Genomic DNA, 15,880 nt, shown 5'->3' on the forward strand with positions numbered 1-15,880 from the left:
TTCGCGCTGTCACGCGCGCCGACCGTCCGGCTTTACCGGCCGATCGACGGGGTCGCACGAATTGATCATCTTCTTATGATCGTGTGCGATGTGGACCCGATCGGTCCCACTGACCAGTGGAGGATCTGTGCGTAAGTGGTATGCGGCGGCAATGGCGGCGCTCGGTCTGGCGGTTCTGCTCGTGGTGCCCGGCACCGCGGGTGCGAAGCCGGACGCGGCGCCCGGGTGCGAGCGGCACTTCGACGAGGCGGTGGCCGACTTCGACGCCGTCTTCCTGGCCAAGGACCTGCCCGCGGTGATGGCCTACTACCACGAGGACGCGGTGCAGATCGGCTCGACCGGCGCCTACCGTCCGACCAAGGCGGCGATCGAGGCCAACTTCACCAACCTGTTCAAGTACAACTTCACCGCGACGTTCCCTGAGGTCACGAAGAGGATCGACGGCTGCCACGGGGCGACCCTGGTGGTCGACTTCACCCTGGCCATCCCGTCGGTGAACTTCAAGCAGCACTTCTACAACGCGCTGACCTTCGTACGCGAGCGCGGCCAGTGGCAGATCATCCTGGACGTCAGCTCGCCGCTGCCGGTGGTCTGATCGTCGTGACCCGGCCCGCCGCCGGCAGTGCGCCGGTGGCGGGCCGCTTTCGACCCTAGTCGGAGGCTTTGCGGGCCAGCAGGTGGACGCTCTGGAACTGCCGCTTGTCGGTGGGCTCGGGCTCGCGGACCATCCGGGCGACCTCGGTCAGCCCGGCTTCCTGCAGGGTCGCGGCGAGATGGTCGGGCCACCACCGGTAGGCGGGCGCGACCAGGTGGTCGAAGACCTGCGTCGGGTGCGCCGGACCCTCGCTGGCCGAGAAGCCGATCAGCAGGTGGCCGCCGGGTGCCAGCACCCGGTGGAACTCCGCCAGGATGGCGGGCACCTCGGGCGGCGGAGTGTGGATCACGGACCAGCGCGACAGCACGCCGCCCAGTTCGCCGTCGGCGATGTCCAGCGCGGCCATGGTGCCGACCTCGAACCGCAGACCCGGATGGGCCTGCCGGGCCAGCTCGATCATCGCGGGGGACACGTCGACCCCGAACACGGCCAGCCCCAGCCCGGCCAGGTGACCGGTGACGTAGCCGGGTCCGCACCCCAGATCCGCCACCCGGCCGTCGCCGCTGCCGCGCGCGACCTCCGCGAACGCACCCAGGATCGCGCGGTCCAGCGGGCTGTCGCGCAGCGAGTCCCGGAACAGCTGCTCGTACTCGGCCGCCGCGCCGTCGTAGCCCGCGCGGGTGGCGGTGAGGGCATCAGATTCGATCACGCCCGCGACACTAGCGCCGACGCCGGGCGGGCCGCTGCCCCCGCGGGCCGGTCACGTCGTCGGTTCCACCCGGGTCGGGGCGGGGCGCTTGGCCGTGATGCCGTCGCCGGAGGACTGGCCGCGGGCGTGCCGGACGAGCCACGGCCACAGGTGCCCGCGCAGCCAGGCGCCCTCGGCGGCGGCCCGCTGCCGTACCGTGCGGGCGGGTTCGGCGGGCAGCGGCTGCCCCCAGGACTCGTCGAAGCCGGGCAGCCCCAGCGCCCACGCCAGCCCGCGCCCGATCCGCTCGTGCCCGGCGCTGTTGGCGTGCAGCCGGTCCAGGCTCCACAGCCGCGGATCCCCGGCGACCGGGTACGCCCCCAGGTCCAGCAGCACCGCACCCGTGCTCGCGCTCACCTCGCGCAGCGCCGCGTTGTACGCCGCGAACCGGCCGCGCAGCGGGCGCGCCAGCGGCAGCACCCGCATCGGGTCGGGCATGGTGAAGGTGAGCACGGTCGCCCCGGCGCCGATCAGGGCCGACTGCATCTGCCCGATCCGCCCGACCACGTCGTCGACGTCGAAGCGGCGCCGCAGCATGTCGTTGACCCCGGACACCACCGTGCACAGGTCGGGCCGCAGCTCCAGCGCGAGCGGCAGCTGCTCCTGCTGGATCTGGGCGGTCTCGCGGCCCCGGATGGCCAGGTTGGCGTACTCCAGCCCGGGGTGGGCCGCCGCGACGTGCTCGGCGAACCGGTCCGCCCAGCCCCGGAACCCGCCCCGGCCGTCCGGGTCGTCGAGCCCTTCGCTGGTGCTGTCACCGATCGCCACATACCGCCGCCACATGGTCGGTGAGCGTACCCGGGCCCGCGGTCACCGCTGCTGGACGAGGGCGCGGACGTGGTCCGGGACGCTCCGGTTGAAGACGGCGCGGCGGTCGGAGTAGCGGGCGTTGCCGGTCGACCAGGCCAGCTGCCCGCTGGTCCACACGCCGGGGGCGGCGGCGACGGCGCGCACCGCCGGGGCCCATACCGGGAAGGCGCGTACGGCGGCCTCGACGGCCGCGACCGCGCCGCGGTAGTCGGCCAGCCGCCGCCGGTACCGCGCGACCAGCAGTCCGGTGGCCGCGCCGAGCGAGCACGACTCCTGCGCGGCCAGGATCGCGACCAGGTTCAGGGTGCTGCCCTGGGCCAGCTCCACCTCGGCCGACAGCAGGTCGTTGGAGATGGCGATCAGCTCGATGCCGGCGTCCAGGGCGCTGCGCAGCAGGGGGTCGTCGACGACCGCTTCGGGCAGTTCGATGTCGAGCGCGGCCTCGGTGAGCACGATCGCGATGTGCGCGCCGAGGTAGCGCGGCCGCTGGTCGAGGTACTCGGCGACGGTCGGGGTGCGCCCGGCGCCGGTCTGGACGGCCTCCCAGCGGCAGCCCTCGACGTACTCGTGCCAGGCCTGGCGGAAGCGGGCCTGCCACTGCGCGGAGGTGCGCGCCGCCAGCGCCTGCCACGCGTGCGCGACGGCGGTGCCGAGCACGCTGTCCTCGGCCGGGCCGGGGGCGGCGAGCAGGCCGGTCAGCCTGGTGCAGAGGGCGTCCAGCTCCGCGGGCGGCAGCTGCGGCGCGAGGGCTTCGAGCTGGTCGTCGGCGACCGACCACAGCGCCATCCACTGGGCCAGCAGCGGCAGCATCTCCGGCCGGGCGTCGGGGTACATGCAGCCGACCATGGCGCCGAAGTCGGTCTCGGCGAGGTAGTCGTCGCCGAGTTCGGGGTCGACGACGCCGTGGCGGTAGAGGAAGTCACGCGCGGCCTGGTCGGCCTGGTCTGCGGCGGGGTGCAGCCGCAGTGGCACCGGTGGTTCCAGGTCGGCGGCACGCAGCGAGAACGAGGTCACGTGTCCAGGATGGACGGTCCGGGCCATTGCCGCCAGGCCGTTCGGCCAACGTGGCACGCTGAGCGCTCAGTCTGTCACCCGCAGTAGTGCCGACCTGTTGGGGACGCCGTAGCGCCGGTACAGCCGGGTCAGGTTCGCCTCGACGGCCTTGACCGAAAGGTGCATCGCCCCGGCGATGGCCCGGTTGGTGGCGCCCGAGCGCAGCAGGTCCAGCAGGCGCCGGTCGGCGTCGCTCAGATCGGTCTCGCCCGCGTCCAGCCGCGCCAGCTCCTGCCGCGCGAACAGCGCGTACGGGGCGCAGCCCGCCTGCTCGTACCCCTCCAGCGCCTCGGCCAGCGCCGCCCGCGCGGCACCGCGCCGCCGGGCCCGCCGCTCCAGCCCGGCCAGGGTCAGCACGCACCGCAGCCGCTCCAGCGGGTACGGGTGCGGCGCCGCCATCAGCGCCCGCAGCCGGTCGGCGGCCTGCCGCGCATCCCCGGCCGCCCCGTCCAGCAGCGCCGCGACCCGGTCCAGCCCGAGCAGGACCACGGTGCGGTTCTGCCGCAGCGCGGCCGCCCGCGCCTGGGCCAGCACCTCCCGGGCCCGCACCGGTTCGCCCGCGAGCGCCAGCGCCTCGGCCAGGTCCGCGTCGACCAGGATCATCGTCGGGTCGTGGTAGCCCAGCTCGGCCAGCAGCTGGCGGCCCCGGTCGAGGTTGCGCGCGGCCGCCGCCGCGTCGCGCCGCAGCAGGTCGCAGCGGCCCACGAAGATCAGCGCGTACGCCTCCCACTCGCGGTCGGCCAGGGTGCCGCCGAGCACCACCGCCTCGGCCAGGTGCGCCGCCGCCCGCTCCACGGTGCCGCTGTTCAGCTCGGCCGCACCGGCCATGACCAGCGCGCCGGTCGGGGGCAGGTCGACCTCGCGCCACAGCAGCGCGCACAGCCGCCCCGCCTCGCCCGCGTCGGCGCACAGCCCGGCCCGGTTGTACACCGACGACGCCGTGTACAGGGTGCGAGCCAGGTCGCGGGTGCGCCCCGCCCGCTCGGCGTCGACGACCGAGCGGCGGGCCGCGTCGACGGCCGCACCCATCTCGCCCCGGCGCATCTGCACGATCGCGTACCCCATCCGCACCCACACCGACGCCTTGTGCAGCGGCAGCGCCTGCGCCAGCGTCAGCGCCTCGGCCAGCGCGGGCAGCTCGCCGCCGCGGTCGGCCTGCATCTCGGTCTGCAGGCGGTGCGCCATCACCTCCAGCAGCAGGTCCGGGTCGCCGGAGACGCGGGCCAGCCGCTCGGCCTCGTCGACCTCCGACACCGCCACGGCGACCCCCAGGTCGCGGGCGAGCACGTCGGCGCGCATCGCGTGCAGCAGGCCGAGCAGCCGGGCGTCGCCCTCGGCGTCGGGCCGGGCCGCGTCGAGCACCACCCGGATCGCCTCCGGGGTGTCGGTGAGCAGCTCGGCCAGCAGCAGCCGGGCGCCGACCCGGGCGGTGCGGTCCGGGCGGCGCAGCACCGCCGCGCAGGTGGCGCGGGCCTGCTCGGTCAGCCCGGCCGCGGCCGCGTGCTCGGCGCAGGCGAGCAGCCGCCGCGCCGACCGGCCCGGGTCGGGGCTGCGCGCGGCGGCCAGCCGGCACAGGGCGGCGGCGGTCGCGGGCGCACCGCGGTCGCGGGCGATCCGGGCGGCGGCCACGAGCTGCTCGGCCAGCTCCTCATCGGGGCGGGCGGCGGCCAGCGCCCGGTGCCGGGCCGACTCGACCGGGTCGTCGACCAGCGCGGCGAGCCGGGCGTGGGCGGTGCGGCGGGCGCGCGGGGTGGCGTCGCCGTACACGAGCTCGGCCAGCAGCGGGTGGCTGAACCGCAGCACCCCGTCCCGCTCGACCAGCAGAATGCCCGCGGCCAGCGCGGCGGCCAGGCCCGGATCGTTGTCGGGCAGCATCTCCCGGCCCGGTTTGGCACCGGTGGCCACCAGCAGCAGCGCGGGCGCGGCGGCGGCGGGCAGCGCGGCCAGCCGGTCGGCGAGCAGGTCGCGCAGCCGCTGCGGCACCGGCAGCGGGTCGTCGGGGCTGTCCCCGGCGCGGGCGTGCAGCGCTGCCCGGGCCAGCTCCAAAGCGAACAGCGGGTTGCCGCCGCTGGCCGCGCAGACCCGGTCGGCGGCCACCGCGGGCAGCGCCTGCGCCAGCCGGTCGGCCAGCAGGCGGCGCAGCGCGGCGGCGGGCAGCGTACTGACCTCCAGCTCCAGCAGCGGTGCCGGGCACAGGCGCCCGGCGGTGGCGGCGGCGCCCTCGTCGACCAGCTCGGCGGCCAGCACCCGGACCGGGGTGCCCGCCAGCCGCCGGGCGGCGAAGGCCAGCACCTCGGCGCTGGCCTCGTCGAGGAACTGGGCGTCGTCCAGTACCAGCAGCACCGGCACCTCGGCCGCGACCAGCCGCAGCCCCTCGACCACCGCGACCCGGATGGCGAGCTGGTCGGTGGCGCGGCCGGTCGGCGGCGCGGCCCGCAGCAGCGCGCTGTCCAGCGCCTCGCGCAGGTGCTGCGGCAGGCCGGACAGCCGCCCCAGCACCGGCCCGAACAGGTCGATCAGCGCCAGGTACGGCAGCTCGCGCTCGGCCGCCGTCGGGCAGGCGCGCAGCACCAGCTCACCGGCGTGCCCGGCCTGTGCCGCCAGCGCCGCCAGCAGCGTCGACTTACCGATCCCCCCGGGTCCGCGCAGCAGGACGCTCCCGCCGGTGCGCAGCTGCGCCCAGCACTGCTCCTGCTCCTCGGTGCGGCCCAGCATCGCGCCCGCGTCCATCACCGCACAGTGTTGCGCGCGCGACCGATTCGCGCGAGGCCCCCGCACACGGCAGAGCCCCCCGCACCGAGCCGGGTGCGGGGGGCGGTCCTGTCCGGAAGGTGCTCCGGCTCAGCTCAGCGACACGTCGTCGAGGTTGAAGGCGGTGGCCAGGTTCGAGTCCTCGGTGCCGTAGAAGCGCAGCGTGACGGTCTGCCCCCGGTAGGCGGACAGGTCCAGGGTGCGCAGCTGGTAGCCGCCACCGGCGTTGAGGTTCGAGTAGGTCAGCTTCGTCGTGCCGTTGATCTGCACCCGCATGTAGTCGTAGGCCAGGGCCTCCCACTCCTGCGTGGTGATGTTCAGGTAGAACGACAGCGTCGCGGTGCCGGTCGTCGGGACGGTCACGTTCTGGGAGATGTACTCGGTGGCGGTGAAGCCGTTGCCGAGGATCCAGGCGTACCGGGACCCGCCGTGGGCGTTGGCGGCGTTGGTGACGATGATCTGCGAGCCGGTCCAGCCGGTCATGCCCGCCTCGAAGTCACCGTTGACGATCACGTTGGTGCCCGGGTTGCCGGTCGGCGACGGGCTCGGCGAGGTCGGCGGGGTGCTCGGCGAGGCCGACGGGGACGGCGACGACGGAGCCGACGGGGAGGCGGTCGGGCTGGTGGTGGGCGAGGGCAGGGCGGTGCCGACGCTGCACGCCGCCCACGCGACCGAGACCTGCCAGTACTCGACGCTGGTGGCGCCGTACAGGTCCTTGGCGGCGTTGAGCGAGGCGGTGCGGGCCGCGGCGTAGTTGGTGTTGGACGTCATGTACGTGGTCAGCGCCCGGTACCAGATCCGCGCCGCCTTGTCCCGGCCGATGCCCGCCACGGTGGAGCTGTTGCAGGTGACGCCGTTGTGCGCGCGGCCGCCGATGGTCTTGCTGCCGCTGCCCTCCGACAACAGGTAGAAGAAGTGGTTGCCGATGCCGGAGGAGTAGTGCACGTCGAGGTTGCCGACGCCGGAGTACCAGCAGCCCTTGCTGTTGCCGTCCAGGGTCGGGTCGTCCATGCGGCGCAGCGCCCCGGCGTTGCCGGAGTTCCAGTTGATCTTCTCGCCGATGTAGTAGTCGCCCGGGTCGCTGCTGTTGGCGGTGTAGAACTCCACCACCGTGCCGAAGATGTCCGAGGTGGACTCGTTCAGGCCGCCGGACTCGCCGCTGTACACCAGCCCGGCGGTGTTGGAGGTGACGCCGTGGGTCAGCTCGTGGCCGGCCACGTCCAGCGACGCCAGCGGCGTCGTCTGGTTGCTGGAGTTGCCGTCGCCGAACACCATGCAGAAGCAGCTGTCCTGCCAGTACGCGTTGAGCAGGTTGCTGCCCACGTGCGCGTACGCCCGCGCGCCGACGCCGTCGCCCCGGATGCCGGAGCGGCCGAACGTCTCCTTGTAGTAGTCCCAGGTCTTGGCCAGGCCGTAGTTGACGTCCACGCCGACCGTGGCGCGGTCGGTCTTGGCCCCGTTGCCCCACACGTTGTCGCTGTCGGTGTAGAGCGTCGCGCCCGAGGACGGGTTGTTCTCCGAAGCCCCGTGCGAGTCGTAGATCTTCGTGTTGCCGCGCACCGGGTCGGTCATCGTGTACGAGCCGCCCGACAGCGTGGTGTCGATGCTGACCTGCCCGACGAGCAGGCTGTTGCCGGTGCCCTGCACCTCGTGCAGCAGCTCGTACCCGCCGAGCACCGCGCCGGACGCGGCGTCGGTGATGACCGCCTCGCGGGCCAGGTTGCCCGCGGCGTCGGTGCCGTCGACCGTGGTGCGGTAGGCCAGCACCGGCGCGCCCATACTGGCGAACACGACCAGGTCCGGGGTCGCCGCGCGCGGCTTGCGGGCGTGCCGGGCGTGGCCCGGGGCGGCCGCCGCCGCCTGCTGGCGGGTCAGCTTCGGGGTGGTCGTGGGCAGCGAGATCGCGCCGCGCACCGCCGCCGCCCAGTCCGAGGCGGTCAGGCCGCCGCCGGGGGCCAGGTGCACCACCAGGTCGCCGCCGACCACCGGCAGTCCGGCGTACGTGCGGTCGAAGCGCAGGTGGCGGCTGCCGTCGGAGTCGACGACCACGTCCTTGGCCACCAGCCGCTCGGCCGGGCCCAGGCCCAGCTGCTTGGCGACCGAGGTCGCCTCGGCGCCCGCCTGGCGCAGCTGCCGCTCCCGCGCGGCCGGGTCCAGCCGGACCTGGCTGATCCCCGCCGACACGCTCGTGGCGGTGTCGGCGTGGGCCTGCGCCAGCCCGATGCCGGCGGCGCCCAGCGCCGTCGCCACCGTCGCGGCCGCGGCCACGATTGCTCTGCGTGACATCGTGTGTCCTCTCAGGGCCCGTGGGTCGGGGTTGGGGTGACCGGGCGGTGAACGTCCGGCGACGGGCCCGAAGCGAAAGCTAGAGCCGGTCGCACCGGCTCCAGAAGGTCCGCAAGGGACGGGCAAGGGTCGGGCGAGGGGCACCCGAGGGAACCGGCGGGGGCACGGCCGGGTCGGGCAGGGGCCATCGACGGATGTCGTACGGGTGCGCGATGCTGGCGGGCATGTTCGACTCCCGCTGGGGCGCGGCCGCGCGCCTGGACGACGAGCGGCTGGCCGCCGAGGCGGCGCTGGTCGCGGCCGGTGACGCCGGGGCGGCGTACCGGATCGGGTGCCACCACGCGAACCAGGAGGACTGGGAGCTGCGCCCGCAGGCCGAGGCCTGGTTCGTGCGCGCCGCCCAGCTCGGCGGTCCTGACGCGGCCTGGTGGATCGCCCACGCGTACGCGTACGCGTTCGACGGCAGGTCCCGGCAGTGGCTGCGCCGGGCCGTCGGCACCGAGAGCGATCCCGACGGCATCGCCGTCGACCACGGCACCCTGGCGATCGTCCTCGACCACGGCTACCCGACGCACCAGCGCTGGCGCGTCCGGGTCCGCTCCGACGACCGGGCCCGGGCGGTCGCGGCGCTGACGGCGGCGTGCGCCCGGGTGATGTGCGTGGCCGAGGACGGGCGCGAGTTCGGGCCGGACGAGGACCTCCCGGTGCTCGACGGCGACGGCCATGAGCTGTACACGCCCAACCACGCCGCCGTCGACGACACCGGCGCGGTGCCCGAACTGCACCTGGACTGCAAGGACGGCGTCATGCCGCTGCTGGCGCGGACCGTCATCCGGATCGTGGCGCAGGAACTGCGCGCCGCGGGGCTGCCCTGGGCGCTGCTGTTCACCGAGGAGATACCGTCACCTGCGAACTGAGGGCCACGCCGGAGGGAGACAGGCATGCTGCAGCGCTACGACCAGCGCAACGCCGAGGTGAAGTACTGGGTCAACGGGGTGCTGCGCCACCGCGACGAACCCGGGATCTCCCCGTTCGACTCGGTGGTGCAGGGCGGCGACGCGGTGTGGGAGGGGCTGCGGCTGTACCAGGGGAGGATCTTCGCCCTGGACGCCCACCTGGCCCGGCTGCGGCGCTCGGCGGCCGCGCTCGGCTTCGCCGCCGTGCCGTCGGACAAGGAGATCACCGACGCGCTGACCGAGACGCTGCGCGCCAACGGCATGACCGACGGCGTGCACATCCGGCTCACCCTCACCCGCGGCGTCAAGGTCACCAGCGGCATGGACCCGCGCCTGAACCAGTCCGGCTGCACCCTGATCGTGCTGGCGGAGCACAAGCCGCCCGTGTACGACACCGGCGGCCTCGCCCTGGCCACGTCCAGCGTCCGCCGCCCCGGCCCCGACGTGCTCGACCCGAAGATCCACCACAACAACCTGATCAACTCGATCCTGGCCAAGATGGAGGCGACCGTCGCCGGCGCCGACGACGCGCTCATGCTCGACGGGCGCGGCTTCGTCGCCGAGACCAACGCCACCCACCTGTTCGCCGTCATCGGCGGGGCGCTGGCCACCCCGCGCACCGTCGCCTGCCCGGAGGGCGTCACCCGGCTGACCGTGCTGGCCCTGGCCGCGCAGGCGGGCATCGAGGCGGTCGAGCGCGACATCTCGCTGGCCGAGATGTACTCCGCCGACGAGGTCTTCTGCACCGGCACCATGGGCGAGATCGCCGGAGTGACCGTGATCGACGGCCGCACCATCGGCGAGGGCGGCATCGGCCCGGTCACCCGGCGCGTCGCCGAGATCTACCTGGCCCACGCCCGCAGCGCGGGCACGCCGCTGCTCTGAGCCCGCTCAGCCCGCCGTGACGCGGTGGGCGCGCAGCTCGTCGTAGTACGGCTGCGCCGCCTCGACCAGGTGGCGCAGCCGGTCCGGCACCCGCGCGGGGGAGGGGTCGTAGGGGGCGAAGCCGGTCGAGGCCTCCACCGAGGCGTACCAGTGCGGCGCCCACACCCCGTCGGTGCCGCGCGGCCCCTTCGCCCAGGTCAGCATCGCCGGGGTGTAGCCGATGCCCAGCGCCGCGCACAGCGCCGACAGCACCCCGGCCGGGTCGCGCAGCAGGTCGGCCGAGTCCACCACCGGGCCGCCGTACGCGCGGAAGATCTCGGCCTGCTGCGTGAAGCCCAGATCGGCCAGGGTCGGCTCGCCGCGCACCTTCGCGTACGACGCCACCACGTGTGCCGGGTCGCGGATCAGGTACGCGTTGGCCAGCGCGCCCAGCCAGTCCCGCCCGACCTCCGGCAGCAGGTGGTGGGTCATGTGCTTCTGGTAGTGGACCGCGACCCCGTCGGGCAGCGGGCCCGTCAACTCGGCCGCCACGTCCTGCCAGCGCGCGGGCTGCGAGGCGATCACCTCGTCGCGGCCCGGGTGGTCCAGGCCGGTCGCGAGCAGGTAGTGCGCGTACAGCGGCTCGTCGACCACCAGCGTGTCCGGGCGGGCGCCGAAGCTGCGCATCAGCGCCGTCGACACGTTGCGGGGCCCCGACCACATCGCCACCCGAACCACCATCAGCGCACCCTCCTCCGGTCCGCAGCGTACCCCCGAGATCCCTGGTCAGGTACCGGCATCGCCCCGGTGATCATCATCGTTGGACGGAGCCCTAGAGTTCGGTCACGGTGCCGTCCTCTTCGGAGGGCGGCGCTCGCGCTTGAACCACCCCACGGGACGGAGAACACCCATGCGCTACCCCCTCGCCCTCGCCCTCGCGGCCGGGCTGCTCGCCCTGGCCGCCTGCGACTCCGGCGGCGCCTCGACCGCGGCACCGTCGGCGGCGGCGTCACCTTCGGCAGCCGCCCCGGCCATGACGACCGAGACCGCGTGCGAGGTGGTCGACGCGGCATACCACGAGCTGGGGCCCGGAGCGCGGGCGCAGATCGTCAAGGGCGTCACCGCCGAGCGCAACGGCGACACCGCCACCGCGACCAAGGCGCTGGAGGCGCTGCGCCCGCTGTTCTCCGCCAACGCGCAGGCACTGCACGGCGCGTCCACGAAGGTCGCCGACCCCGAGCTGGCGGACGCGCTGGACGCCCTGGGCACCGTGGCGGCCCGCGAGACGCTGTTCGTGACGTTCATGGAGTTCGAGTCGGTGGCGGTGGAGGCCGCACCCGCCGAATCCGTCCTCAAGCGCAAGTGCGCCGAGGCGGGTCGGCCGCTGAAAAACCTTGAGTAGCAACGGCTGACCCGACCGAGCCGCCGATCGGAGCGTGGCTAGAGTGACCCCTCTGCACAGACCGCAGCGCCTCCCCCTCCCTGCGTTCGAAGGACACTCCCGCCATGTCCCGGAAGGTCAGCACCCGCGCCAAGCTGCGGTACTGGTTCGACAACACGATGTCGCGCGGCACCACCGGCCTCATCGGCTGGCTCGCCGTCGCGTCGGCGGGACTCATCGTCGTGCTCACCACGGCGATCGAGCTGGTCCAGCCCACCGAGGAGCGCGAGAACCCGCTGCGGCTGCTGTGGCAGACCTTCATCACCACGTTCAGCCTCGCCGCCCCGACCAAGGGCCGGTGGCAGGAGCTGGCGCTGTGGTTCGTGCTGGCACTGGGCGGCATCTTCATCGTCAGCGCCCTGGTCGGTCTGCTCACCAGCGGCGTCAACCGGCGCCTGGAGCAGCTGCGCAAGGGCCGCTCGCAGGTGGTCGAGCGCGACCACACGGTGGTGCTGGGCTGGTCGGACCAGATCTACACGGTCATCGGCGAGCTGGTCGAGGCCAACGCCAGCCGCCGCCGCGCCTCCGTGGTGATCCTGGCCGACCAGGACAAGGTCACCATGGAGGACCGGGTCTGGCACCGCCTCGGGGGCACCGGGCGGACCCGGCTGGTGTTCCGCACCGGCAGCCCGCTGGACCTGAAGGACCTGGAGATGGTCAACCTCAACGAGGCCCGCTCCATCATCGTGCTCGCCCCCGACGGCGGCACCGCCGAGGACGCCGACGCGTACGTGCTCAAGACCCTGCTCGCCATCAACAAGGGCCCGGCCTTCCGCGGCCGCCCGCACCACGTGATCGCGGCGGTACGCGACAGCCGCAACCGGGCCGTGGCCAAACTGGCCGGCGGCGACGCGATCGTGCTCGACGGCGACGACATCGGCGCCCGGCTCATCGTGCAGACGGCCCGGCAGTCCAAACTGTCGGTGGTCTACCACGACCTGTTCGACTTCGGCGGCGACGAGATCTACATGACCGTCGAGCCGACGCTGGTCGGCAAGCAGTTCGGCCAGGCGCTGCTGGCGTACCGGGAGTGCTGCCCGCTGGGGCTGCGGCTGGCTGACGGCAAGACCGTGCTCAACCCGCCGCCCGGCACCGTGATCAGCCCCGGCGACCAGCTCGTGCTGCTGGCCCGCGACGACTCGATGATCAAACTGGCGCCCCGGCCGCTGACCGTCGACCCGTCGGCCATCCTGCACGCCGTACGCGGCCCGGCCGCCCCGGAGAGCACCCTGATCCTGGGCTGGAACCGGCGCGCCGGCCGGATCATCGAGCAGCTCGACATCTACGTCGCCGCCGGCTCGACCGTCGACGTCGTCACCGACCGCCCCGACGCCGCGGCCGCCGTGGTCCGGCTCGCCCCTAAGCTGCGGCGGCTGCTGATCCGGTCCAAGAGCGGCGACACCCGCGACCGGGGCGTGCTGGAGACGCTCGACGTCATGGCGTACCACAACGTGATCGTGCTGGCCGACGACGACCTCGACGCGCTCACCGCCGACTCGCGGGTCCTGGTCACCCTGCTGCACCTGCGCGACCTGCTCGCCGGGCGCGGCCCCGGCATCGTCAGCGAGATGCGCGACGACCGCGACCGGGCGCTGGCCCAGCTCACCAAGGCCGACGACTTCGTGGTCAGCGAGCAGCTGGTCAGCCTGCTGATGACGCAGATCTCGGAGAACCGCGACCTGGAGTCGGTGTTCGAGGACCTGTTCGACGCCGACGGCGCCGAGATCTACATCCGGCCCGCCAGCTACTACCTGCGCCCCGGTGCCTCGGTGACCTTCTCGACCGTGGTCGAGGCGGCGTACCGGCGCGGCGAGGTCGCCATCGGCTACCGGGTCACCGAGCCCGGCGACAGCCACGGCGTGGTCCTCAACCCGGACAAGGAGCAGATCATGCCCCCCATCGACCGGGTGATCGTCCTGTCCAGCAGCTGAGCCCCGCGCCGCCCGCCGCCCGCCTCGCGCGGGGTTCGTGCAGTTTCGGGGAAAGTGCTGGAATCCTGACCATGATTCGTGCAGTTTCCCCGGAACTGCACGACCCGCCGCGGACGGTGCGGCGCGCCGGGGCCCGGGTACGGTGGGCGGCGGGGGTGGCCGTTCGTCTACTTAGGACTACACCCGTGAGGGTGAACGAGTGGACGAAGGAGCATTCTGCCTGCTCGGATACCACCATAGGCTGGCTCGGTCCGTTCGAGCGCCGTGGAGGTCCGTGAGTGAGACTGCCTGGTCGTTTCGCGCTGACCGTCAGCGTCACCGCGTTGCTCAGCGTCACCGGGGGCCTGGCCACCAACATGGTCAGCGAACTGCTGCCCGAGCAGCGCCACCCCTGGGACTTCCTCACCATCGGGGCGATGGTGCTGGCGGCCTTCGTCTCGGCGCTGATCGAGCTGCGCCGCCAAGCCGTCCCGGCCGTGCCCCAACCGGTGCCGCACCACGCCGTGGGCACCGCGCCGCAGCGCCGCTTCGTGCCGCCCGCCCAGCGCCCGCCCACGCGGGCACCGCTGTTCTTCGCGCTGGCGGCGATGCTGGTCGCGGCCGTGTGGGGCGCCGTGATCGTGCTCGAGGAGCCCGGCTCCGGCAGCAGCGGGGCCAGTGGCCTGCACGTGTCGACGGCCTGGTGCATGGGCAGCGGCGGCAACTGCGACTACGCCCGGGACCACCTGTACGTGGCCGGGTCGCCCGAGCAGCTGCGGTCGGCGCTGACGGCCGGTGGCCGTGCCGCGGTCAAGGACTTCGAGCACGGCGCGGAGGTCCCGGCCGGGCAGACCCAGCTGGACGTGACGGTGCAGACCGACAGCGCCGAGTCGGTCATCCTGGAGGCGCTCCGGGTGCGGGTGCTGCACCGCGGCCAGAGCAGCCCCGCCGACGGGTTCGTGGTCACGATGCCGTGCGGGGACTGCGGTGGCTCCGTGATCACCCGGCCGTTCCAGGTGCGGCTCGACGACGCCGAACCGGTGCTGCGGCCGCTGCAGAACAGCCGGAACTTCCCGTACGAGGTGTCGCTGACCGACGTCGAGGTGTTCACCCTGGACCTGCGCGACAACGCCTGCGACTGCACGTTCGACCTGGTGCTCGAATGGGTGGCCAAGGGCAGGCACGGCGAGACGGTGCTCGACAACGAGGGCCGGCACTTCCGCATGGTCGGCCCGGCCGGGCTCGCGCACTACGCCCTGAGCCTGTCCGAGCAGGGCGAGCTGCGGCTGCCCGAAGCCCCGGGCAAGCCGCTGACCTGCCTGGTGAACGGAGACAAGCTGTGCGCGTGACCTCCGGGCGGCTCGTGGCGGCCTGCGTGGCGCTCGCCGCGCTGATCGTGGGCGGGGCGGTGGCGGTCCGGCTGCTGCGCGCCGACCCGGCGTCCTCGGGTACGACCCCGGTGGCGGTGCCCTCGGGCGCGACCGTGTTCGACCCGGTCCATCAGGTCGTCGACGGCGGGGTGCAGGTCGACGTGTCGGTCGGTGCCCGCGTCTGCCCGTCGCTGCAGTACGTCAAGGAGACCGAGGCCGCGGTGCGGGAGCGGATGGCGCACCATCCCCGCAACGACATCGAGGGCTTCTTCGCCGGGCTGATGCCGCAGGAGGTCAACGCGGCGATGACCGTGTCGGCGATGCGCCAGGAGGACGGCTCGCCGGTGCGCATCACCGACGTCCGGGTGGACGTGGTGCGTACCGTGGACGAGCAGGTGCAGCACGGTGTCTACATGATCTACGACCTGCAGTGCGAGTTCGTCGCGCCGGGCGTGCAGCCGATGGGCGGTGACGAGGACACGCTGGAACCGACGGTGTTCGCCCGCTTCGGCGGCGACGGGGTGGCGATGGGCAACAACGCGACCTTCGTCGCCGCGCCGACCGAGCGGGTGCACCGGCTCAACCTGCGGCCGCTGGGGTGCGGGCGGCAGGTGAGCGACTGGATCGCGACGGTCGGCTGGGCCGACGGCGACCGTACCGGCACGGCCGTGTTCGGGCCGTTCCGGACGGTGCCGCAGCAGGACCTGCCCCAGTTCAAGCTGGGTCGGCGCGAGTTCGGGGCGCCGTTCACGTTGACGCCGCAGACCGGGGGCAAGGAGTTCCGGCCGTGCGTGACCGGGCCGGTGCCCGACCCGCGGCAGCCGGCGGCGGCGCCGTACTGCGGGTCGGTGGACGGGCCGGGCGGCAAGGTGTTCGTGCGGATCGCCCGGGGGCCGGTGGACTGCGCCAAGGGCCGCGAGCTGATCGACGCGTACCTCAACCATCCGCCGACGCCGCCGCAGGGCACCGGCCGCTTCGTCGAGATCGGCGGCTGGGAGTGCACGACGCAGGGGTGGGTGTACAAGGCGGTGTCCGGCGTGGGCGGAGACTGCGGCACCAAGGAGTCCTCGGTGGAGTTCAGCGTGCCGTGACCATC

The 15,880-nt window shown here is 73.7% G+C and carries 13 protein-coding genes; 7 read left to right on the forward strand and 6 right to left on the reverse strand.

All coding sequences use genetic code 11. The annotated features are described in order from the left end of the window. The first annotated feature begins 127 nt into the window (after positions 1-127). Positions 128-595 (forward strand): nuclear transport factor 2 family protein, encoded by a 468-nt coding sequence (locus QEZ54_RS18350; RefSeq protein ID WP_281305859.1) that lies wholly within the window; start codon positions 128-130, stop codon positions 593-595. Between the two features lie 55 nt (positions 596-650). Here the strand turns inward: QEZ54_RS18350 and QEZ54_RS18355 are convergent, their stop codons facing one another. The 5 genes from QEZ54_RS18355 to QEZ54_RS18375 all read right to left on the reverse strand — a co-directional run bounded on the left by QEZ54_RS18355 (position 651) and on the right by QEZ54_RS18375 (position 8,243). Beyond that, positions 651-1,304 carry a class I SAM-dependent methyltransferase gene (locus tag QEZ54_RS18355; protein WP_281305860.1) on the reverse strand — a complete coding sequence of 218 codons (654 nt, stop codon included), beginning with the start codon at positions 1,302-1,304 and terminating at the stop codon, positions 651-653. 51 nt (positions 1,305-1,355) lie between these two features. Beyond that, entirely contained in the window at positions 1,356-2,126 is a 771-nt protein-coding gene (locus tag QEZ54_RS18360) for an SGNH/GDSL hydrolase family protein (protein ID WP_281305861.1), read from the reverse strand. 27 nt (positions 2,127-2,153) lie between these two features. After that, complete coding sequence (locus QEZ54_RS18365) at positions 2,154-3,167, reverse strand: terpene synthase family protein (RefSeq protein WP_281305862.1); 1,014 nt, start codon at positions 3,165-3,167, stop codon at positions 2,154-2,156. A 66-nt stretch (positions 3,168-3,233) separates the two neighbouring features. After that, positions 3,234-5,936 carry a LuxR family transcriptional regulator gene (locus QEZ54_RS18370; RefSeq protein WP_281305863.1) on the reverse strand — a complete coding sequence of 901 codons (2,703 nt, stop codon included), beginning with the start codon at positions 5,934-5,936 and terminating at the stop codon, positions 3,234-3,236. A 111-nt stretch (positions 5,937-6,047) separates the two neighbouring features. Further along, positions 6,048-8,243, reverse strand: coding sequence for a M4 family metallopeptidase (locus tag QEZ54_RS18375; RefSeq protein WP_281305864.1), 2,196 nt, complete (start codon positions 8,241-8,243; stop codon positions 6,048-6,050). Between the two features lie 194 nt (positions 8,244-8,437). Between QEZ54_RS18375 and QEZ54_RS18380 the strand changes: the two genes are divergently transcribed. Both QEZ54_RS18380 and QEZ54_RS18385 read left to right on the forward strand, forming a co-directional pair. After that, positions 8,438-9,160 carry a hypothetical protein gene (locus QEZ54_RS18380; RefSeq protein ID WP_281305865.1) on the forward strand — a complete coding sequence of 241 codons (723 nt, stop codon included), beginning with the start codon at positions 8,438-8,440 and terminating at the stop codon, positions 9,158-9,160. A gap of 24 nt (positions 9,161-9,184) precedes the next feature. Further along, positions 9,185-10,084 carry an aminotransferase class IV gene (locus QEZ54_RS18385; protein WP_281305866.1) on the forward strand — a complete coding sequence of 300 codons (900 nt, stop codon included), beginning with the start codon at positions 9,185-9,187 and terminating at the stop codon, positions 10,082-10,084. 6 nt (positions 10,085-10,090) lie between these two features. On the opposite strand, the gene QEZ54_RS18390 is transcribed toward QEZ54_RS18385, so the two are convergent. Beyond that, the gene (locus QEZ54_RS18390; protein ID WP_281305867.1) at positions 10,091-10,804 is read right to left on the reverse strand and encodes an HAD family hydrolase; all 714 of its coding nucleotides are present in this window, start codon (positions 10,802-10,804) and stop codon (positions 10,091-10,093) included. A gap of 169 nt (positions 10,805-10,973) precedes the next feature. On the opposite strand from QEZ54_RS18390, the gene QEZ54_RS18395 reads away from it, so the two are divergent. The 4 genes from QEZ54_RS18395 (at position 10,974) to QEZ54_RS18410 (ending at position 15,875) form a co-directional block, all read left to right on the forward strand. Beyond that, positions 10,974-11,465 (forward strand): hypothetical protein, encoded by a 492-nt coding sequence (locus QEZ54_RS18395; protein ID WP_281305868.1) that lies wholly within the window; start codon positions 10,974-10,976, stop codon positions 11,463-11,465. A 104-nt stretch (positions 11,466-11,569) separates the two neighbouring features. Then, positions 11,570-13,435 carry a hypothetical protein gene (locus QEZ54_RS18400; RefSeq protein WP_281305869.1) on the forward strand — a complete coding sequence of 622 codons (1,866 nt, stop codon included), beginning with the start codon at positions 11,570-11,572 and terminating at the stop codon, positions 13,433-13,435. A 278-nt stretch (positions 13,436-13,713) separates the two neighbouring features. Continuing rightward, positions 13,714-14,763, forward strand: a complete 1,050-nt coding sequence (locus tag QEZ54_RS18405) for a hypothetical protein (protein WP_281305870.1) — start codon at positions 13,714-13,716, stop codon at positions 14,761-14,763. Then, positions 14,754-15,875 (forward strand): hypothetical protein, encoded by a 1,122-nt coding sequence (locus tag QEZ54_RS18410; RefSeq protein ID WP_281305871.1) that lies wholly within the window; start codon positions 14,754-14,756, stop codon positions 15,873-15,875. Before QEZ54_RS18405 ends, QEZ54_RS18410 begins: the two co-directional genes overlap by 10 nt. Positions 15,876-15,880 lie beyond the last annotated feature (5 nt).

The organism is Catellatospora sp. KI3 (assembly GCF_029948125.1).
In the GTDB taxonomy this organism is placed as follows: domain Bacteria; phylum Actinomycetota; class Actinomycetes; order Mycobacteriales; family Micromonosporaceae; genus Catellatospora.